The sequence below is a fragment of the Effusibacillus sp. SKA8 genome, from assembly GCF_058273125.1.
Map to the genome: position 1 here is coordinate 290,221 of NZ_JBZCSF010000001.1, position 18,510 is coordinate 308,730.

At 54.3% G+C, this 18,510-nt stretch carries 19 protein-coding genes and 1 tRNA gene; all 20 read left to right on the top strand.

Annotated features, from left to right (window positions below; translation table 11 throughout):
* Nucleotides 1–65 precede the first annotated feature (65 nt).
* The 20 genes from AC4ED1_RS01500 (at nt 66) to AC4ED1_RS01595 (ending at nt 18,372) form a co-directional block, all read left to right on the top strand.
* Entirely contained in the window at nt 66–1,676 is a 1,611-nt protein-coding gene (locus tag AC4ED1_RS01500) for an acetate--CoA ligase (protein ID WP_490935625.1), read from the top strand.
* A gap of 50 nt (nt 1,677–1,726) precedes the next feature.
* A complete protein-coding gene (locus tag AC4ED1_RS01505; protein ID WP_490935626.1) occupies nt 1,727–3,049 on the top strand; it encodes a hypothetical protein in 1,323 nt (440 codons plus the stop codon).
* A 93-nt stretch (nt 3,050–3,142) separates the two neighbouring features.
* A tRNA-Pro gene (locus AC4ED1_RS01510) sits at nt 3,143–3,219 on the top strand.
* A gap of 439 nt (nt 3,220–3,658) precedes the next feature.
* Nucleotides 3,659–3,886, top strand: a complete 228-nt coding sequence (mtrB, locus tag AC4ED1_RS01515; RefSeq protein ID WP_490935627.1) for a trp RNA-binding attenuation protein MtrB — start codon at nt 3,659–3,661, stop codon at nt 3,884–3,886.
* Between the two features lie 100 nt (nt 3,887–3,986).
* Complete coding sequence (locus AC4ED1_RS01520) at nt 3,987–4,901, top strand: heptaprenyl diphosphate synthase component 1 (RefSeq protein WP_490935628.1); 915 nt, start codon at nt 3,987–3,989, stop codon at nt 4,899–4,901.
* A gap of 5 nt (nt 4,902–4,906) precedes the next feature.
* Nucleotides 4,907–5,632: a demethylmenaquinone methyltransferase gene (locus tag AC4ED1_RS01525; RefSeq protein ID WP_490935629.1), complete on the top strand. Its 726-nt coding sequence runs from the start codon at nt 4,907–4,909 to the stop codon at nt 5,630–5,632.
* Nucleotides 5,633–5,635: 3 nt separating this feature from the next.
* Nucleotides 5,636–7,099, top strand: a complete 1,464-nt coding sequence (locus tag AC4ED1_RS01530) for a menaquinone biosynthesis decarboxylase (protein ID WP_490935630.1) — start codon at nt 5,636–5,638, stop codon at nt 7,097–7,099.
* A 28-nt stretch (nt 7,100–7,127) separates the two neighbouring features.
* A complete protein-coding gene (locus tag AC4ED1_RS01535; protein WP_490935631.1) occupies nt 7,128–7,721 on the top strand; it encodes a UbiX family flavin prenyltransferase in 594 nt (197 codons plus the stop codon).
* 27 nt (nt 7,722–7,748) lie between these two features.
* Nucleotides 7,749–8,864 carry an aminofutalosine synthase MqnE gene (mqnE, locus tag AC4ED1_RS01540; protein WP_490935632.1) on the top strand — a complete coding sequence of 372 codons (1,116 nt, stop codon included), beginning with the start codon at nt 7,749–7,751 and terminating at the stop codon, nt 8,862–8,864.
* The gene (locus AC4ED1_RS01545; RefSeq protein WP_490935633.1) at nt 8,861–9,697 is read left to right on the top strand and encodes a menaquinone biosynthetic enzyme MqnA/MqnD family protein; all 837 of its coding nucleotides are present in this window, start codon (nt 8,861–8,863) and stop codon (nt 9,695–9,697) included. Before mqnE ends, AC4ED1_RS01545 begins: the two co-directional genes overlap by 4 nt.
* Nucleotides 9,694–10,791, top strand: coding sequence for a cyclic dehypoxanthinyl futalosine synthase (gene mqnC / locus AC4ED1_RS01550; RefSeq protein ID WP_490935634.1), 1,098 nt, complete (start codon nt 9,694–9,696; stop codon nt 10,789–10,791). Before AC4ED1_RS01545 ends, mqnC begins: the two co-directional genes overlap by 4 nt.
* Nucleotides 10,792–10,819: 28 nt before the next feature.
* The gene (locus AC4ED1_RS01555; protein WP_490935635.1) at nt 10,820–11,785 is read left to right on the top strand and encodes a polyprenyl synthetase family protein; all 966 of its coding nucleotides are present in this window, start codon (nt 10,820–10,822) and stop codon (nt 11,783–11,785) included.
* A 76-nt stretch (nt 11,786–11,861) separates the two neighbouring features.
* On the top strand, nt 11,862–12,302 hold the full coding sequence (gene ndk / locus AC4ED1_RS01560) for a nucleoside-diphosphate kinase (protein ID WP_490935636.1): 441 nt from the start codon (nt 11,862–11,864) through the stop codon (nt 12,300–12,302).
* Between the two features lie 127 nt (nt 12,303–12,429).
* Complete coding sequence (locus tag AC4ED1_RS01565; RefSeq protein ID WP_490935637.1) at nt 12,430–13,209, top strand: CheR family methyltransferase; 780 nt, start codon at nt 12,430–12,432, stop codon at nt 13,207–13,209.
* 103 nt (nt 13,210–13,312) lie between these two features.
* Nucleotides 13,313–13,669 carry a hypothetical protein gene (locus AC4ED1_RS01570; RefSeq protein ID WP_490935638.1) on the top strand — a complete coding sequence of 119 codons (357 nt, stop codon included), beginning with the start codon at nt 13,313–13,315 and terminating at the stop codon, nt 13,667–13,669.
* Entirely contained in the window at nt 13,666–14,124 is a 459-nt protein-coding gene (locus AC4ED1_RS01575) for an OsmC family protein (RefSeq protein ID WP_490935639.1), read from the top strand. Before AC4ED1_RS01570 ends, AC4ED1_RS01575 begins: the two co-directional genes overlap by 4 nt.
* Nucleotides 14,105–15,052, top strand: coding sequence for an RluA family pseudouridine synthase (locus tag AC4ED1_RS01580; protein WP_490935640.1), 948 nt, complete (start codon nt 14,105–14,107; stop codon nt 15,050–15,052). Before AC4ED1_RS01575 ends, AC4ED1_RS01580 begins: the two co-directional genes overlap by 20 nt.
* Nucleotides 15,053–15,092: 40 nt before the next feature.
* Entirely contained in the window at nt 15,093–16,364 is a 1,272-nt protein-coding gene (locus AC4ED1_RS01585) for a M42 family metallopeptidase (protein WP_490935641.1), read from the top strand.
* Nucleotides 16,346–17,374, top strand: a complete 1,029-nt coding sequence (locus AC4ED1_RS01590) for a M42 family metallopeptidase (RefSeq protein WP_490935642.1) — start codon at nt 16,346–16,348, stop codon at nt 17,372–17,374. Before AC4ED1_RS01585 ends, AC4ED1_RS01590 begins: the two co-directional genes overlap by 19 nt.
* A complete protein-coding gene (locus AC4ED1_RS01595; RefSeq protein WP_490935643.1) occupies nt 17,371–18,372 on the top strand; it encodes a zinc-binding metallopeptidase family protein in 1,002 nt (333 codons plus the stop codon). The genes AC4ED1_RS01590 and AC4ED1_RS01595 overlap by 4 nt, the downstream gene beginning before the upstream one ends.
* The last annotated feature ends 138 nt before the right edge of the window (nt 18,373–18,510 follow it).

Genomic DNA, 18,510 nt, shown 5'->3' on the forward strand with positions numbered 1-18,510 from the left:
ATATTTGCTCCGGAAGAAGAATATGTAGCGTTGGAAAGACGAAACGAATTGTTGGGGGGACGGTTATGGTTGCCGGAGAGGACAAATTGGAGAAAGCGTTTACATTGGAAATTCCGGAGTATTACAATTTTGCGGGACAGGTCAGCCGATACGCGGAAGAGCATCCTGACAAACCCGCGATTGTCGCTCTGGACGAAAACGGCGAATCGACAACGCGAACCTACCGGGAGTTGGTGTCGTACGCGAACCGCATCGGCAATGCATTGCGGTCGCTTGGTATCGGACAAGGCGATAAGGTGATCGTCCTTGTGCCGAGAGGCATCGAGGCGTACGCAATTTACCTGGCGTTGAACAAAATTGCGGCGGTGATTATGCCGTGCTCCGAGATGCTGCGGGGAAAAGACATCGAATATAGAGCGAATCACGCGGGTGCGAAAGCGATTGTGTCATTTGCCGGCAGTTCCCGGGAAGTGGATTCCATTCGCGATGTTTGTCCGACAGTGGAGCGTTACATTCTGCTTGGGGAAAAGCAAGAGGGCTGGTTGTCGCTGGAAGAGCTGGCAGCCGGTTCGAATGACCGGTTGGAAGCGGCAAACACGCGTTCGGATGAATTGGCTTTTTTGTCCTATACATCCGGCACCACAGGCGGCCCCAAAGGCGTGATGCATGTTCACGGTTGGCCGTACGCTCATCTTGCGGTTGCGGCGACCCATTGGCTCGATGTTCGCGAAGAAGACCTGGTATGGGCAACTGCAGGTCCGGGATGGGCGAAGTGGGTTTGGAGCCCGTTTGTCTCCACATTGGGCAAAGGAGCGACCGCTTTTGTGTACCGGGGAAGGTTCTCTCCCGAAAAGTATTTGCAACTGCTGGAACAATATCCGATTTCGGTGCTTTGCGCGACCCCCACGGAATACAGGTTGATGGCCAAAGTGTCAGGCATCGAAAACTTCAAAATGAACGCTTTGCGGTCGGCGTGTTCGGCGGGAGAACCCCTGAATCGCGAGGTCATTGACACATTCCGGCGCGTGTTTGACATCACCGTTCGGGACGGCTACGGGCAAACCGAGAACACGCTTCTGGTCGGAACGTTTGTGGGGATGGAGCCGCGTCCGGGTTCCATGGGCCGTCCGTCGCCGGTCGTGAAAGTGGCGATCATCGACGAAGAGGGACGTGAGGTGCCTGTCGGGCAAGTTGGCGATATTGCGATTGACCGCAACATGGTTGCCTTGTTTAAGGGGTATTTGAACGATCCGGAACGGACCGCGCGGGCGTTTCGGGGCAACTGGTACGTGACGGGCGACCAGGGCCGCTTGGATGAAGACGGTTATATCTGGTTTGAAGGCCGCGCCGATGATATTATTATATCAGCGGGCTATACAATCGGGCCGTTTGAAGTCGAGGACGCGCTTGTCAAGCATCCCGCAGTGGCGGAGTGCGCGGCGGTGGCAAGTCCCGATCCGGATCGCGGTCAGGTTGTGAAGGCGTTTGTGGTGTTGAAACAGGGTTACCAAGGTTCCGAGGAGCTGATCCGCGAACTGCAGGAGCACACCAAAAAGCTGACAGCTCCCTATAAGTATCCCCGCAAAATCGAATTTGTGGAGGACCTTCCGAAAACGACGTCCGGCAAAATCCGCCGCGTCGAACTGCGAATGAAAGAACAGCAAGCATGTTCCTAACCCAGGGAGGGATGTCCGGCGACATCCCTCGCTTTGTCAGGAGGTGTAAGATGATTCCAAAACCAGCCATTGCAAAAATTGCCGCATTTTTCGTTTGTGTCCTTGCGGTTCTGGTTTGGAGCAAAAGCGCGGCAGCAGCCGTTTATACATCTCCCGACGGCATCAAAATCAGCAGCAATTCATCCGTCTGGGGCACCGAAGCGAAACTGCAGCAAGTTTATGAGGAACTGCGGCAAAATGCCCATGGCGAGGAATGGAAGCTGCTGGCGGAGGTGAGGATCCACGACGGATATCCGAAAGGAAGGTCGGTTGCCGGCGAGTACCAGTTTAAAACTTCCGTCGATCTTTTTGGCCGCCAGAGAATGCTGCCCGGCAGTATCGACCTCTATGGCGGCAACGAACGCACCACAGTCGAATCGCTGGCGAAAACGCTCGCCCACGAATACGGCCACCACGTCACCCATTATTATTCGATTCGGCAGGACGGTTTTTCACTGATTGACGAAAACCGCTGGCGTCGTTCAACATACGCAAAAATCAGGGGATTGTCGGATGATGTCCGCGTCAATGCCTCCGCTGAGCACCGCTGGCAGCTTGCGGAAATCGCCGCCGAAGATTACGTTCAGTTGTTCGGTTCGCCGACCGCGAAGAAACGGTACGCGTTTCCGGCACGCTACGAACAGTTGCTGCAACAAAAAACGCTCGGCCCTTTGCAATGGGATGCGTCGATGTACAATATCGTACCGCAGGAAAACGCGGAACTGCCTCTGGCGACAAAGGTTCCCGGGTTGTACGAATGGTTTGCGCAACATCTGGGCGTCTCTTCCCGGCCGAATTTTCCGGACGAACCGGAGTTGAACATCAAGGAAGTCGTGAAGATCGAATCGCTGGGGTATCAGATCCATTTTACTTGGAACCCTGGAAAAAATGCTTCCGTCAACACATTTTACACGCTTGTGGCCTATGGGGACGGCGAGGTTTTGCCCGAACCGGTCGTGACAAGAACAGGGAGTGAACGGCTTGAAGGACGGTATGGCGCGATGGTGGTCAGAACGCCCACCTCGATTTTGACTTATCGAGACCCGAATGCGAAAGGGATTCGCCATTTTCGCGTTTACGCCCAGAATCCGGACGGTTTTGTCGCTTCGTCGCCGATTCTGACCGTGAATATGGATCACCCGACACAGGTGCAAATCACGGAGCCCGCCGTGAACCAATCCCGCGCGGTCAATGCGTTTGATGTGCAAGTCCACGATTTCGTCGGGGATCTGTCCGGGTTTGCCAAGTGGGCGGAACCGTTCGTCCGGGGCGTGGCGTTTCTCGTGGAAGTGATCTCGCGCATTTTGGAGAATCTCATCAAGTTCGTCAGCTAACTTCATTGTTTGTCAACTTTGGGACCGGAACCGGCTTGCGTTTTCCCGGGAGAATCATGTATAATCGGTGTCGTCGTTGAACTTCAAGTCTCTCGGGATATGGCGCAGCTTGGTAGCGCGCTACCTTGGGGTGGTAGAGGTCGTGGGTTCAAATCCCGCTATCCCGACCAGAGAAAACCCTTGAGAAATCAAGGGTTTTTCGCGTTTTCTAGGGAACTTTAAGGGAAGCCCTAAGGCAGTTGGGGACGAATTGGGGACGATTTTTTGGGAGGCGAATTTTTCCAGGGTGGTAGCCAGTTCCTTCGAAACTTTCTTGCGGAAGTCCTTATGCCCAAGTCGATCCTGAACCGCTTTCATTTGCTCCAGCATTCCGACTGCATCCGGTGCGACTAAATTGTTCCTGGCTTCTGTACTGCCGCGCAGGCAATGCGCGGCTTCGTCTTGTGATCGTTGTAAATGCATTCTTCAACCCCACATTTCACTCCGTCTGGCATCTGGCGGTCACCTCCTGTTCCTACTGTTCCCCGGGCGGTTGGAAATCATTTTGCCTGTTGTTGCCTGCGGATGGTATAATCAATGTCACCGTAAGATTGCAAAGGAGGTGAAATGATGGATTACACACAGGATTTTTTTCTCGTGAAAGCGAAGGAAAACGGGGTTCATGTCATCGGTTTGACGCGCGGTTCGGATACTCGGTTTCATCATACCGAAAAATTGGACAAAGGCGAGATCATGATCGCCCAGTTTACCGAACACACATCCGCCATCAAAGTTCGCGGAAAAGCGGTTGTCTGGACCAAATTCGGCCGCGTTGACACATATTCCGAAGACGATTGAGCGGATTGAGAAGCGAGAATTTCTCGCTTTTTTGATTTTTCATCAGATGATTTTCCAGTCCTAAATTGTTAGCGATATGGTATACTCAAAGATGATTACAATGGTGACGTTGCTTGCCCAGAGGGAGATGGAGACACTGATTATCGAGCAGAAAGATCGGGAAAATGTGTCCCTTTGCATATCCGAACAAGTTCAATCGGAAATGAACCATGCGTATCTGGCGGATTGGATCGGACTGCCGGATCTGGAGCTTTTCCACTTGAAGACTGCAGCCGCCATTTTGCAAACAGCCGGTTGTTCAACGAAAGAAACGAAACTGATCGTAACGGTGTTGTTGTTGATCCATCACGGATTGTTTGTGCACGAACATATCGACGAATCCCAGCAGGACGAAAAGGTGCGCCAATTGAAGGTGCTGGCGGGCGATTATTATTCCAGCAAATATTTTTATCTGCTGGCGGCAGACGGCAAAATCGATTTGATCGGATTGTTCGCGGAAGCGATTGCACGGATTAATGAAGCGAAGGCGGAACGCATGGCCTTGTTCCGGCACACCGCTCCCGATGTTGGCAGGTATTTGGCGGTCAACGAGCGGATTCAGGGCGAGCTGTTGTATGTCCTTTGTGCGCGGTATCTTCGGGAACAACCGATTGTTTCGGATCTCGTGAGGCTGCTTGTCCGCGCATATGTTCTGGGAAGCGAGTACCGTCAGTTTCTGTTGGGACAAACCTGTGAAAACCTGTCGCTGATCTATCTCCGAAACCAAGCGACAGAAGAGGAATTGCGAGCAATCGGTTCGGCTTCTCCTTACGGGCAGGAAACAAGGGTTATGGCGATTCATGTGAAATATGGAACATCCGCATTTTTGTACGAACGCTTTCAGACGGGGTTAACGGCCGCCCGCTCGCTGGTGTCCGTGCTGGATTCCGAACGGATTGTCGAAAGCTTTGCTCACGTATGCGATTATCTTGGCCAAGCGTATCTGGAAACGCAACGGATCGCGGAAGAAAGGTGAGAGCTATGGCTCACTTTACCACAAAGGAAGAAAAAGTCCATTACATTTTCTCAAGGATCGCAAAACGGTACGATCTGATGAACACGGTTTTAAGTTTCCGCCAGCATAAATTATGGCGTTCCGCCACGATGAAACGGATGCGCGTGCAACCGGGGCAATCCGCCATCGATGTTTGCACCGGTACCGGCGATTGGGCGATCTCCCTCGCGAGAGCGGTGGGAGAAGACGGGTATGTGGTGGGAGTCGATTTTTGCGAACCGATGCTGCAGGAAGGCCGTCGCAAGATCGTCCAAGCCGGTGTGGCCAAGCAGGTGCAAATGATTCACGGGAACGCGATGGCCCTTCCGTTCGAGGACAATGTGTTCGACTATGCCACCATCGGCTTTGCGCTGCGGAATGTGCCGGATATCGAACATGTCATCCGGGAAATGGCGCGTGTGGTGAAACCGGGCGGCATGGTGGTGTCGCTTGAGCTGTCAAAGCCGGAATGGCCGCCGTTTCGGGCCCTGTATTATTTTTACTTTGAGAAAATCTTGCCCAAAATCGGAAATTTGGCTTCCCAAGATGATGTCTCCTACAGTTGGCTGCCGGAATCCCTCAAGTCTTTCCCGGACCGCAGCGGGCTGGAAGCGATTTTCAGAACATGTGGTCTTGTCGAAGTCGAATCGAAACCGTTAACCGGCGGCATTGCCGCCATGCATCTCGGCATCAAGCCGCAAAACCAGAGGTAGTGTATGGGATACAGAGATTTGCGACACTTTATCGACACGCTTGAGGCAAAAGGACTGTTGGTACGAGTCAGGGAAGCAGTTGATCCGTATCTGGAAATCACGGAAATTACCGACCGGGTTTCCAAGGCGGGAGGACCTGCCCTGTTGTTTGAAAACGTGAAGGGATCCGACATCCCGGTTTTGATCAACGCGTTCGGTTCTCACGAGCGGACAAAGCTCGCTTTTGAAGTGGACGATTACGACGATATCGGCAGAGAGATTCTGCGTTTTCTGGAAATGCCGACCGGGTCGGCATCGCTTTTGGGAAAGCTGAAACAACTGCCGAAATTGGCCGAATTGGGCTCTTATCTCCCGAAGACGGTCGGCAAGGCTCCCTGTCAGGAAGTGGTGCTGACCGGTGACGAGGTGGACCTGGACAAATTCCCGATTCTCACCTGCTGGCCGAACGACGGCGGCCGGTTTATCACGCTCCCGCTCGTGTTCACGAAGGACCCGGTAACGGGGAAGCGAAACTGCGGAATGTACCGCATGCAAGTGTATGACAAGCGGACAACCGGCATGCATTGGCAACTGCACAAAGTGGGAGCGGAGCATCATCGCCGCTCACAGGAATTAAACATGGAAAAGCTGGAAGTGGCGGTGGCGATCGGTTCCGATCCGGCGGTGATCTATTCGGCGATTGCGCCGGTTCCGCCGGAGATCGACGAGATGATTCTCGCGGGATTTCTCCGCAAAGAGGCTGTGGAAATGGTCAAGTGTAAAACGGTCGATGTGGAAGTTCCGGCCAATGCGGAGATCGTGCTCGAGGGGTATGTCATCCCCGGCGAACTGCGTGACGAAGGGCCGTTTGGTGACCATAACGGCTATTACACGCCGGTTGAGCCGTATCCTGTTTTTCACATTACGGCGATCACGCACCGCAGAAACCCGGTCTACGCCACGACCGTTGTCGGCAAACCGCCGATGGAAGACTGCTATTTGGGCAAGCTGACGGAGCGCATTTTTCTGCCGCTGTTAAAAATGGTGGTTCCCGAGATTGTCGATGTGAGCCTACCCTGGGAGGGAGTCTTCCACAATTGCGCCATCGTCTCGATCAAGAAGCGGTTCCCCGGCCACGCGAAGAAAGCGATGAGCGCTCTGTGGGGAATGGGACAGCTGACTTGGACGAAATGCATCATCGTGGTGGACGATGACGTGGACGTCCAAAACCATTCCTACGTTGCATGGCGCGTATTCGGGAACGTGGACGCGAAAAGGGACATTCTGATTGTCGAAGGGCCCGTGGATTCCCTGGATCACGCTTCTCCATTGCCAAACCTCGGTTCCAAAATCGGAATCGACGGTACGCGCAAATGGAAAGAAGAGGGCTACACACGCGTCTGGCCCGATGAGATCTGGATGAACCAGGAAACGAAGGATTTGGTTGACCGCAAATGGGACCGGTACGGCATCCGGCTTTCACCTTAAGCGCGAAAACGAGGGGATTTCAAGTCTGATGGCAAAGGAATTTGTAGTCGGAATCACGGGGGCAAGCGGGGGCATTTACGGGGTGCGCCTCGTTCAGGAACTGGCCAAAGCCGGACATCTGGTTCATTTGCTGTTGACCGACGCCGCCTGGCAAGTCCTGCAGGAAGAGCTGGAGTGGGACATCGGGCAAGGCGATTTCGCTTCGCTTCCCGGCAGGTTTGAGGTGTCCGCCGGGCGGCTGATGATCTATGACATGCAGGATTACAGAGCGGCGATTGCCAGCGGATCACACAGAACCGACGGCATGATCATCATCCCTTGTTCGATGGGGACGCTGTCGGCGATCGCCCACGGGTCTTCCGACAATCTGCTGGAACGGGCGGCCGACGCCACCCTGAAAGAGGGGCGGCCGTTAATCCTCGTGCCGCGGGAGACCCCCATGAACGCCATTCATTTGCGCAACATGCTGATTCTGGCGGAAGCGGGTGCCCGCATTTTGCCTGCCATGCCGGGTTTCTACCATAAGCCCCGGACCATTGACGACATCGTGGATTTTGTCGTGGGCAAAGCGTTGGACGCTTTGCGCGTGGAACATCGTTTGTTCCGCCGGTGGGGCGAATAACCGAATTTAAAATGGGAGGAGACCTCGATGGAGGTTATCGGAAAAAACCATCCGTTTGCGGACATCTGGGAAAAGGTGCAGTCGGGAATCCGCCTGTCCCGTGAAGACGGACTGCGTTTGATGAAGTCGGACGATCTGATCGCCCTCGGTCATATGGCGAATTACGTACGGGAGAAAAAACACGGAAACTACGTGTTTTTCAATACCAACCGCCACATTAACCCGACCAACGTTTGTCAGACGCTGTGCGCTTTTTGTGCATTCGGTGTGCGGGCGAAAGACCCGAACGCCTACACGATGTCTATGGAGGAGATCGAGCACCGCGCAGACATGGTGCCGCCTGGCGTCACCGAGATTCACATCGTCGGCGGCAACAATCCGCAGTTGAAAATCGATTATTACGAAGAGCTGCTGTGCCGTTTGAAAAAGAAACTGCCGCATGTTCACCTCAAGGCGTTTACCGCAGTCGAACTGGACCATTTTTCCCGGATCAACAAAATGCCGGTGGAAGACATCCTTCGCCGGCTTGTCGCGGCGGGCCTTGATTCGCTGCCCGGTGGCGGCGCGGAGATTTTCGCGGAAAAACCGCGTTCCATCATCGCCGATCACAAAACATCGGGCGAGCGGTGGTTGGAGATTCATGAAATCGCTCACAACATGGGTCTTCGTTCCAACTGTACGATGCTGTACAACCATGTCGAAACGGAGGAAGACCGGATTGACCATCTGATCCGCCTGCGGGAATTGCAGGACAAAACCGGCGGGTTCCAGACCTTCATTCCGTTGTCCTGGCACCCGGAAAATACGGAATTGATCAAGCGGTATCCGCATCTGAACTGGTCAACCGGATTCCTGGATTTGAAGGTGATTGCCGTAGCCCGGCTGATGCTGGACAATATCGATCATATCAAGACCTACTGGGTGCAAGTGGGGACCAAACTCGCACAAACGGCTCTCTGGTTTGGGGCTGACGACTTGGACGGAACCGTCGTGGAAGAAAAAATCTATCATGCCGCCGGCGCTGAAACGGAACAGGAAATGGCAAAATCGGAACTGATTCGTTTGATTCGGGAAGCGGGCCGAATTCCCGTGGAACGCGATACGCTGTATAATATTGTCAACGCGGAGTTTGCAATCGCATGACGGAAAAACTTCGTGTCGGCCGGATTCAATTCAGCAACGTTCTCCCTGTTTTCCATTTTCTCGAGGAAGCGGCAATGGCGCATGGAATCGAATTCGTATCCGCGGTTCCGACGGAGCTGAACCGCATGCTGGCGGAAGGGGAGATTGTCGCCGGACCGATTTCCGCTTTTTCCTATGCCGAGAATGCCGAACAGTATTATGCATATTCCGATCTGTCCGTGTCGTCGCGCGGACCGGTGGGTTCCATCTTTCTGTTTTCCGACCGTGCCATGGACGATTTGCACGGCCGCACCGTCTCCCTGTCGACAACGTCCGCCACTTCAGTAAACCTGTTGAAGATTCTTCTGGAAAAATATTGCGGTTCCAAGCCGGTTTATCGTGCAGAGCCGCCGCATCTGGCCAACATGATGAAGGATGCGGACGCCGCCTTGTTGATCGGAGACGATGCGCTGTACTGGTCGCTGCAGGATCATCCCTACCGTGTTTATGATCTGGGAGCGGAGTGGTACCGCCGGACCGGCTTGCCGATGACATTTGCCGTGTGGGCGGTCAGGCGGGATTTTGTCCGGGAGCAACCGGAGAAAGCGAAATGGTTGCATCGGTTGTTTCTTGCCGGCAAGCAAAAAGGCCTTGCCGAAATCGATCGGGTCATCGCGGCAGCCGTCCGTCTGCACGGGCAGGATTATGATTTTTGGAAATCGTATTTCCGCAAATTGATCTATGATTTTAAAGGGGACTTGGTCGAGGGCGCCGAAACCTATTTTAAAGCGGCCCATGAACTGGGGCTTCTGCCGCAGCCCGTAAAGGTGGAAATGTGGGGGGTTGAAGAATGAGCGTAGCCAATCTTGACTCGGGGCGCGTCGACACGATCCTCGACAAAGCGTTGTCCGGAGAGCGCCTGACGCTGGAAGACGGAATTGCGCTGTATGAATCGAACGATTTGATCAAGCTGGGAGCGGCCGCCAAACGGGTCATGCAGCGGTTTCATCCGGACAACATCGTGACGTTTACGGTAAACCGCAACATCAACTATACGAACGTCTGTGACACGTACTGTCGTTTTTGCGCTTTTTACCGTCCCGAAGGGCACCCTGAAGCGTACGTGCTGCCCGACGAAGTGATTCTTGAAAAAATTCGCGAGACGGTGGAAATCGGCGGGGACGAATCCGAAATCCTGATGCAGGGGGGAACCCATCCGGGACTGCCGTTCTCTTACTATACGGAACTGCTGCGCAAGATTAAGGCCCATTTTCCGACCGTGATCCTGCATTCTTTCTCGGCGGCGGAAATTTGGAAAATGGTCGAGATATCCGGCTTGTCCCTGGAGGAAGTCATCCGCCGCTTGCAAGAAGCGGGACTTGATTCGATTCCGGGCGGCGGTGCTGAAATTCTGGACGACAGAACCCGGATGCGCATTTCCAGGCTGAAAGAATCCTGGGTGAAATGGATGGAGGTTCACGATACCGCGCATCGCCTGGGTATGAACACAACGGCGACCATGGTGATCGGCTTTGGTGAAACGTACGAAGAACGGATCTTGCATATGCTGCGGGTCCGCGAACAACAGGACAAGACCGGCGGTTTTACCGCATTCATCTCCTGGACGTACCAGCCGGACAATACCGCTTTGAAGGGGACCCGCGCAACGGCGGTGGAGTATCTGAAAAATGTGGCGATTTCCCGATTGGTGATCGACAATATCAAAAATTTCCAATCATCTTGGGTGACGATGGGTCCCAAAATCGGGCAAGCGGCTCTCGAATTCGGCTGTAACGACATGGGGTCGACCATGATCGAGGAAAATGTCGTCAGTGCCGCCGGTGCCACCCACATGACGACAAAGGACGAGTTGATCCGGTTGATCCGCGACGCCGGACGGATTCCTGCCCGCCGCAACACGTATTACAAAATTCTGGAAAGCTATTGATCGGCATTTTGGATAAGGTGGAGCGCGAATGAAGTTGATGGACATTTATTTTCATCTGAAAGCGGACCTCGATTACGTGGAATCCCGGTTGGAGCAAGAGATTCGTTCCAAGCAAAAAGATTTGGCAAACGCTGCATTGCATCTGTTGAAAGCGGGCGGGAAACGAATCCGCCCCGTTTTCGTGTTGCTCAGCGGTCAGTTCGGGAACCCCGACCGGGAGAAGCTGGCACGGGTGGCCGTAACCCTTGAGTTGATTCATATGGCGACATTGGTACACGATGATGTGATCGACAATGCCGGGACACGCAGAGGAATTCCGACGGTGCGTTCCGAGTGGGGCAACCGCGTGGCGATGTATACGGGCGATTATATTATCGCCCGGGCGTTGCTGCTCTTGTCCGAACTGCCAAACGTTGAAATCCATCGACTGTTATCCGAATCGATTGTGCGGGTGGTTGAAGGGGAAATTGAACAGATTCGGGATTTTTTTCGCCTGGAACAAAGCTTTCGCAACTACTTAAGGCGGATCGAACGGAAAACGGCGGTTTTGATCGAAGCATCCTGCCGGCTTGGCGCTTTGGTCGCCGGGGCGGCTCCGGCCCATGTCCGCCGTTTGGGCAGATACGGCCATTATCTGGGAATGGCGTTTCAGATTGTGGATGATATTTTAGATTTCACATCGACGGAGGAGAAATTGGGCAAGCCTGTCGGCGCCGATCTGATGCAGGGGAACATCACGCTGCCGGTCTGGTATGCGCTGCACTGCACGCCTGATGGACAAGCGTTGCGGAAACTGATGCGCCGCGACATGTCGCGTTCCGAAGCGGAAGCGGCAATCCGTCTGGTAAAGCGGTCGGGCGGCATCGAATACGCCCAAAAAGTGGCCGATGTCTACTTTGAAAAATGTTTGCACGAACTGTCCCGCCTGCCCGAAGGAAGGGCCCGCGACTCGCTGGAAGCGATTGCGAGATTTACTGTTTCCCGCGACTATTAGGCTTGCAGACCGGCAGTTTGATTCGGTAAAATGATCAAGGTACTTACAGAACCCAACGGTAGGAGTGAGTTGAAAAATGGAACGCACCTTCTTAATGATCAAGCCGGACGGAGTTCAACGCGGACTCATCGGCGAAATCGTTGCCCGTTTCGAAAAAAAAGGATTTAAACTGGTCAACGCGAAATTGATGACCGTGTCCCGCGAACTGGCGGAAAAACATTACGAAGAACTGAAGGACAAGCCTTTCTTCGGCGAACTGGTCGACTTTATCACTTCCGGTCCCGTTTTTGCGATGATCTGGGAAGGGCCGAATGTCATCAGCGTCGCCCGCGCGATGATGGGCAAAACCAACCCGGCCGAAGCCGCACCTGGTACCATTCGCGCCGATTATGCGGTATCCGTCGGAATGAACGTCATTCACGGCTCTGACTCGCCCGAAAACGCAAAGCGCGAAATCGACCTGTGGTTTAACGGCGAAGCGATCCCGTACGAGAAGGCTATCGCGAAATGGATCTGATACACAGGTCCCCGTTCCTTGGAGCGGGGCTTTAAATTTTTGCCCTGGAACAAAAGGAATTGCGGTGGACTCGATCGAATATTGTAACAAAGACAAGGGAAAAACGCGACAAAAGTGAGGTACTTCGATGGCAGCTCAGGATTTTGACGTGTTCATGGAAAAAGTGTACCGGAAAACCGGTATCGATCTGAAAAAATACAAGCGACCGCAAATGGAACGCCGGCTGACGGCCCTGCGAGACAAGAACGGATACAAAGATTTTGTCAGCTATTTTCAGGCGATTGACACAAACCGCGAGCTGTTTTACGAATTTTTGGACCGCATGACGATCAACGTGTCCGAGTTCTTCCGCAATCCCAACCGCTGGGAGGTCTTGATGAACCGGATCATTCCCGAGTTTTTGAAAACGAAGCGGAAGTTAAAAATCTGGTCTGCCGCCTGTTCGACGGGAGAAGAGCCGTACACCCTCGTCCTCATTCTTTCAAAATATCTCCCTTTGCCGGAAATCGAAGTGTTGGCAACCGATATTGACGAAAACGCGCTTGCCAGGGCCAAACAAGGGATCTATCACCAACGGTCGTTGGAAGCGGTGCCGGCGGATCTGCTGCAAAAACATTTCACGCCGGGCCTAAACGGCATGTACGAAATCTCCAACGACATCAAGCGGTGCGTGAAATTCAAAAAACAAAACCTGCTGGAAGACCCGTTTGACAAAGATTTCGATCTGATCGTGTGCCGCAATGTGATCATCTATTTCACCGAAGAAGCGAAAGATCAGCTCTATCACAAATTTTCCGCGGCTCTCCGCAAGGGGGGCATCCTGTTTGTCGGTTCGACGGAGCAGATTTTCAATCCGCAGGTTTACGGATTTCAACCCTACGACACGTTTTTCTATCAGAAGATGTAACCGGCCTTTGCAGAATTCGCCGTTTTTTGGCAAATAATAGCCTTCGGATACACGTTGCATTCCGGCGTGCCCGAGAGACCGTCAAACCCGGAGGCTGATTTTCATGCTGCCACCAAGAATCCGACAAATCAAATCGGCTTGGCGCGATCTTGAAAAGTTGCCCCTGGAAGAGCTTTACATGCTGCGTGCCCGTTATACGTGCGAACAGGCGATGCTTGGCTATATTCCGCTGATTGCGTCAACCGTACCGCTGATTTTTTTGATTTTTGGAAACCACGTGACGAACTATCTGCCAAGCCACAATTCGCTGTGGCTGTTGGTGACGGCGGTTTCGATCGCCGCGATTTTGTGGGCGTTCAACCATCATTTTCGCAAGAAAGGAAACGTCGCTTGCAACATTTATCTGATTGATCTCGCAATTGATCTAAAAAAACGAGATGCGGGGAGGGACCCAAGGTGAAAGTGTCGGTCAACTGGCAGGGAAAAAGGCGGTTTGCGGCTGCGGGCGATTCGAAGCATACGGTTGTGATGGACGCGAAAGCGGAAGTCGGCGGGGAAGACAGCGGGCCCCGTCCGATGGAACTGTTGCTGATGGGGCTGGGCGGTTGCACCGGGATCGACGTTGTGATGATTCTTGAGAAAATGCGCCTGACCGTGGAGGAATTCGAGATTGAGATCGAGGGCACCCGCCGGGACGAATATCCGCAAAAATTCACAGACATTCATGTGAAGTACATTCTGAAGGGGACCGGCTTGACGCCGGACAAAGTCGAACGGGCCATCCGTCTGTCGGAAGAGAAATACTGCTCCGCTTCCGCTTCCCTGAACGCAAACATTGTCGCCTCTTATGAGTTAAACGGCGTTCACTATGAGATGGGCGGAAGAAGGGAAGCGGATGACAATCCGTTGCAATGATTGCCAGGCGTTAAAAGACATGGCAGAAAAAGACCTGCAGGAAGTCGTATCCGCCATCGTGCCGTCCGAATATGACGGAAAAATGGTGAAGGAGTTTATCCGAAACCGCCTTGGCCTCTCCCGCGGCTTGCTGCGAAAGATTGCGGGCGGGCGGGGGGTTTTGGTCAACGGTAAACCGGTTTTTGTCACGTCAAGGGTGCAAGCGGGCGATCATCTGCGGCTGATGAGTCCGGCGGAATGGTCGGAAGCGATTCTGCCCGAACCGGTTCCGTTTGAGATCGTCTTTGAAGATGGCGACCTGCTGGTTGTGAATAAACAGGCCGGAGTCGTGGTTCATCCGACGAAAGGGCATTATACGGGCACTTTGGCGAACGGGGTGGTGCGCTATTGGCGGCAACAAGGGGAAACGGCCCGCTTCCGGCCGGTGCATCGCCTGGATAAAAACACGACGGGGCTGCTGGTGATCGCCAAAAACCATTTTTCCCACCAGAAGCTGTCGGAGCAGCTTGCCAAACGGACGTTTCGGCGGGAATACCTGGCTGTGGTCCATGGCGCCATCGAATGGGACGCGATTACGATTAACGCCCCCATCTCGAAAAAAGAGGGGGATCCGCGGGAGCGAATCGTATCGGACGGCGGACAAACGGCCATAACCCATGTGACTGTCGAGCGGCGGCTGCGGGACGCCACGCTTGTCCGACTCCGTTTGGAAACCGGCAGAACGCATCAGATCCGGGTGCATATGAAGCATATCGGACATCCGTTATTTGGCGACGATCTGTACGGAACCGGCGGGGATGACGGGATCGACCGGCAGGCGTTGCACGCGGAGACGCTGGGATTTTTTCACCCGCGGCACGGGAACTGGCTGCAATGGCTTGCCCCCTTGCCGCAGGATATGGCGCGGCTGATCGAGAAGCTGCATTGACGGCGCCAAGTTTTCCGTATTTCCAAGGAGCGGGTTGAATTTGGGGACAGGTTGCAGCTTGTCCCTCTATTTGAGCATGAAGTTTTTGTTCCCCCTGATCGGGAATTGGCCGCTTCCGGCCAAGTGCCTGATTCCCGCCGCGACCGGAACTTGGTTTGGCGGATTTTTATATTCGCGGAATTTGGCGATTGCGTTGCGGACGCTGAAACAAATCGGCAAAAGCGAGGAGCGGTCAATGACTGACAAACGGGATTTCAAACGGATTTTGCTGGAGTTGATGGAGACCCCCGGCGTTTCCGGCTACGAAGCGGAAATTGCCGATAAAGTGGAAGGATACTTTCGCAACTATACCGATTGCGTGCAAAAAGACAAGTTGGGCAACTTGATCGCCCTGGTTCCGGGAGAGGGAGCCGAGCCCCGTCCGTGCGTCATGATCGCCACGCATATGGACGAAATCGGGCTGATCGTTACCAAAATCGAATCCGGCGGGTTCCTCCGTTTTTCACAACTGGGGGGATTTGACCCGAGAACCTTGATCGGCCAGGAAGTGATCGTGCACGGCCGGACAAAGCTGCAGGGTGTCATCGGATCGAAGCCGCCCCATCTGACCAGTGCGGAGGAGCGGGAAAAAGCGATCCCGATGCAGGACCTCTACATCGACCTGGCAATGCCGGAAGCGATGGTGCAGGAATTTGTCCAAATCGGCGATATCATAACGATTGTCAGGACCAGCATGGAATTGCAGAACGGGTACATCGCGGGGAAGGCGTTGGACAACCGGTCCGGTATCGCGGCGCTGCTGGAATGCTTACAGGAAATGCAGCGCCTGCGCGTCCAAGCGGATGTGTACGCAGTGGCAACCGTACAGGAGGAAGTCGGACTCCGGGGAGCCGTCACAAGTACTTACGGGATTCACCCCGATATTGGAATTGCCGTTGACGTAACCCATGCGAGCATGCCGGGGGTGGCGGCGGATCTCGGAATGAAAATGGATGAAGGGACAGTCATCCAAAACGGCCCGAACATCCACCGGGAGCTTTTTGCCCGCCTGGTCGATACCGCCAAAAGTCAGAATATCAAATATCAGATCCGCTTTCAGCAAGGACCTACCGCAACTGACGGCAACGCCATGCAGATTACGCGCGAAGGGATTCCGACGGCCGTGCTTTCGCTGCCGCTGCGCTATATGCACACGTCGGTGGAAACGCTCTGTTACCGGGATGTGGAGCGGACCGGCAAGCTGCTGGCCCATTTTGTGGCGTCGGTTGACTGTTCTTTTGTGGAGGGATTGTCTTGCTACTTAAAAAATTGACGGAAGCGATGGGACCTTCGGGGTTTGAAGACGAGATCCGGCAGGTCATTTACGAAGAAGTGCGGGACTGCGCGGACCGCGTCTATACGGACAGCCTCGGCAGCCTGTTGGTCGAGAAAAAAGGAAAGCGCCCCGGCCCGAAAGTCCTGCTTTGCGCCCACATGGACGAAGTGAGCCTGATGATCGTGCACATTGAAGAAAACGGGCTGTTGAAGTTTCGCCCGATCGGCGGTGTCGATCCACGGGTTCTGGTTGCGAAACCTGTGCGGATCGGCAGCAACAAAATTTACGGCGTCATCGGCGCGAAAGCGGTCCATCTGCAAACCCAGGCGGAACGGAGCAACCCGATCCCGCTGGAACAGATGTATATCGATATTGGCGCGAAGAACAGGGAGGAGGCGGAAAAAGCCGTCAAACCGGGAGATTGCGCCGTATTTACCACAGAGTATCAGGAAATCGGCCACCGGTGCGCCAAGGCAAAATCGTTTGACGACCGGGTGGGCTGCGCGGTTTTGGTGGAAACTTTGAAAAAATCGTTTGACATCCCATTGGTGTTCGCTTTTACAGTGCAGGAAGAAATTGGCCTGCGCGGAGCCGGACCTGTCGCGTACTCGGTGAATCCGGACGTCGCTTTCGTCGTCGAAGGAACGGTTTGCTTTGATGCGGTTGACGCTCCCGGACACGGCATGGGCACGGTGATGGGCAGGGGGCCCGCTCTTTCGGTGATCGACTCCTCGACGGTCGCGAACCGGGATCTTCTCGACTTTATGGTCCGGGTGGCGGAAGCGGAACACATCCCTTACCAATTCAGGCGCATCAGCGGCGGCGGGAACGATGCCGGCCGCATTCATACTGCCCGGGGCGGAATCCCGACCGGAGCCGTATCGGTCCCTACCCGATACATACACGCTCCCTCGCAGCTGATCAGCCTCGATGATTACGAGAACACCATCCGGCTTGTGGAAGCTTTTCTGCGGAGCGTTGAAAGAGGAGGTCTAAGTTTGCAATGAAAGAACGGATCATAAAATTGGCCGGCGCATCCGGACCGTCCGGTTCGGAAAAGCATGTTCGCGAAATCCTGTCCGAATTTGTGGAACCGTATGCGGATCAGGCGAAGGTGGATGTTTTCGGCAATCTGGTCGCGTATAAAAAGGGAACCGCCGAAAGCCGCCGCAAAACGATTTTGCTGGAAGCGAACATGGATGAACCCGGGGTGATGGCCATCCACATCGAGGACAACGGGTTTATCCGGATCGTTCCGGTCGGTTCGCTGAATCCGGCGCATCTGATCGGCGAACGCGTTCGCTTTACGACCCGGACATGGGGAGTCGTCGGAGCGGAAGGGAACAAGCCGCCGAAAGACATCACGTTTGCCGATCTCTACGTCGATATAGGTGCCGAGTCGCGAGCGGAAGCCGAAAAACGGGTAACGGTGGGAACGGCCGCCGTGATTGACAAGGGTGCTTTCGAATTGGCAGCAACTCGGGTGGCGGGAAAAGCGCTGGACAATCGGGCGGGATGCGCGGTGCTGCTAGATGTCGTTTCCAAGCTCGGTCCGTATCCGCACGATCTGACGGTTGTGTTTGCCGCGCAAAAAGAGGTCGGGTCCCGTGGCGTCAAAGCGGCCGCATTTCGGATTGAAGCCGATTTTGCCCTTGTCGTCAGCGGGGCCCGGGCGGGCGATACGCCGAATGCGGAACGGAGTTCCCTAAGCCTTGGAAAAGGTCCGGCGATCAAGGTGATGGACCGGGGAGTTGTCATACCGCCCGCGATGAAACAACTGCTGGTGGAAACGGCCGAACGCCTGCAGATCCCCTATCAGTTGGAAGTGTCGCCGGACGCAACCAGCGACGCGGGACAAATCCTGCTGACCCGGGACGGCATACCGACGGCCGGCGTCTCAATACCGGTCAGATATGTGCACACCCCGTCGCAGGTTGTCGACTTGCGCGACGTCGAGCATACCTCCCGCCTGATTTTGGGGGTATTGCAAAGCTGCAAACTGTGACGGCCGCGCGTTTTTCGTTGTTTTCTGCCGGTATGTGCTTTATAATGTTTAAGATATATAACACCCGATCAAAATCCTCCGGGCAGGCTTGGAGGCCTTGCCCGCATAGATGGTTTTCATTTTTCACGGCTTTTATTA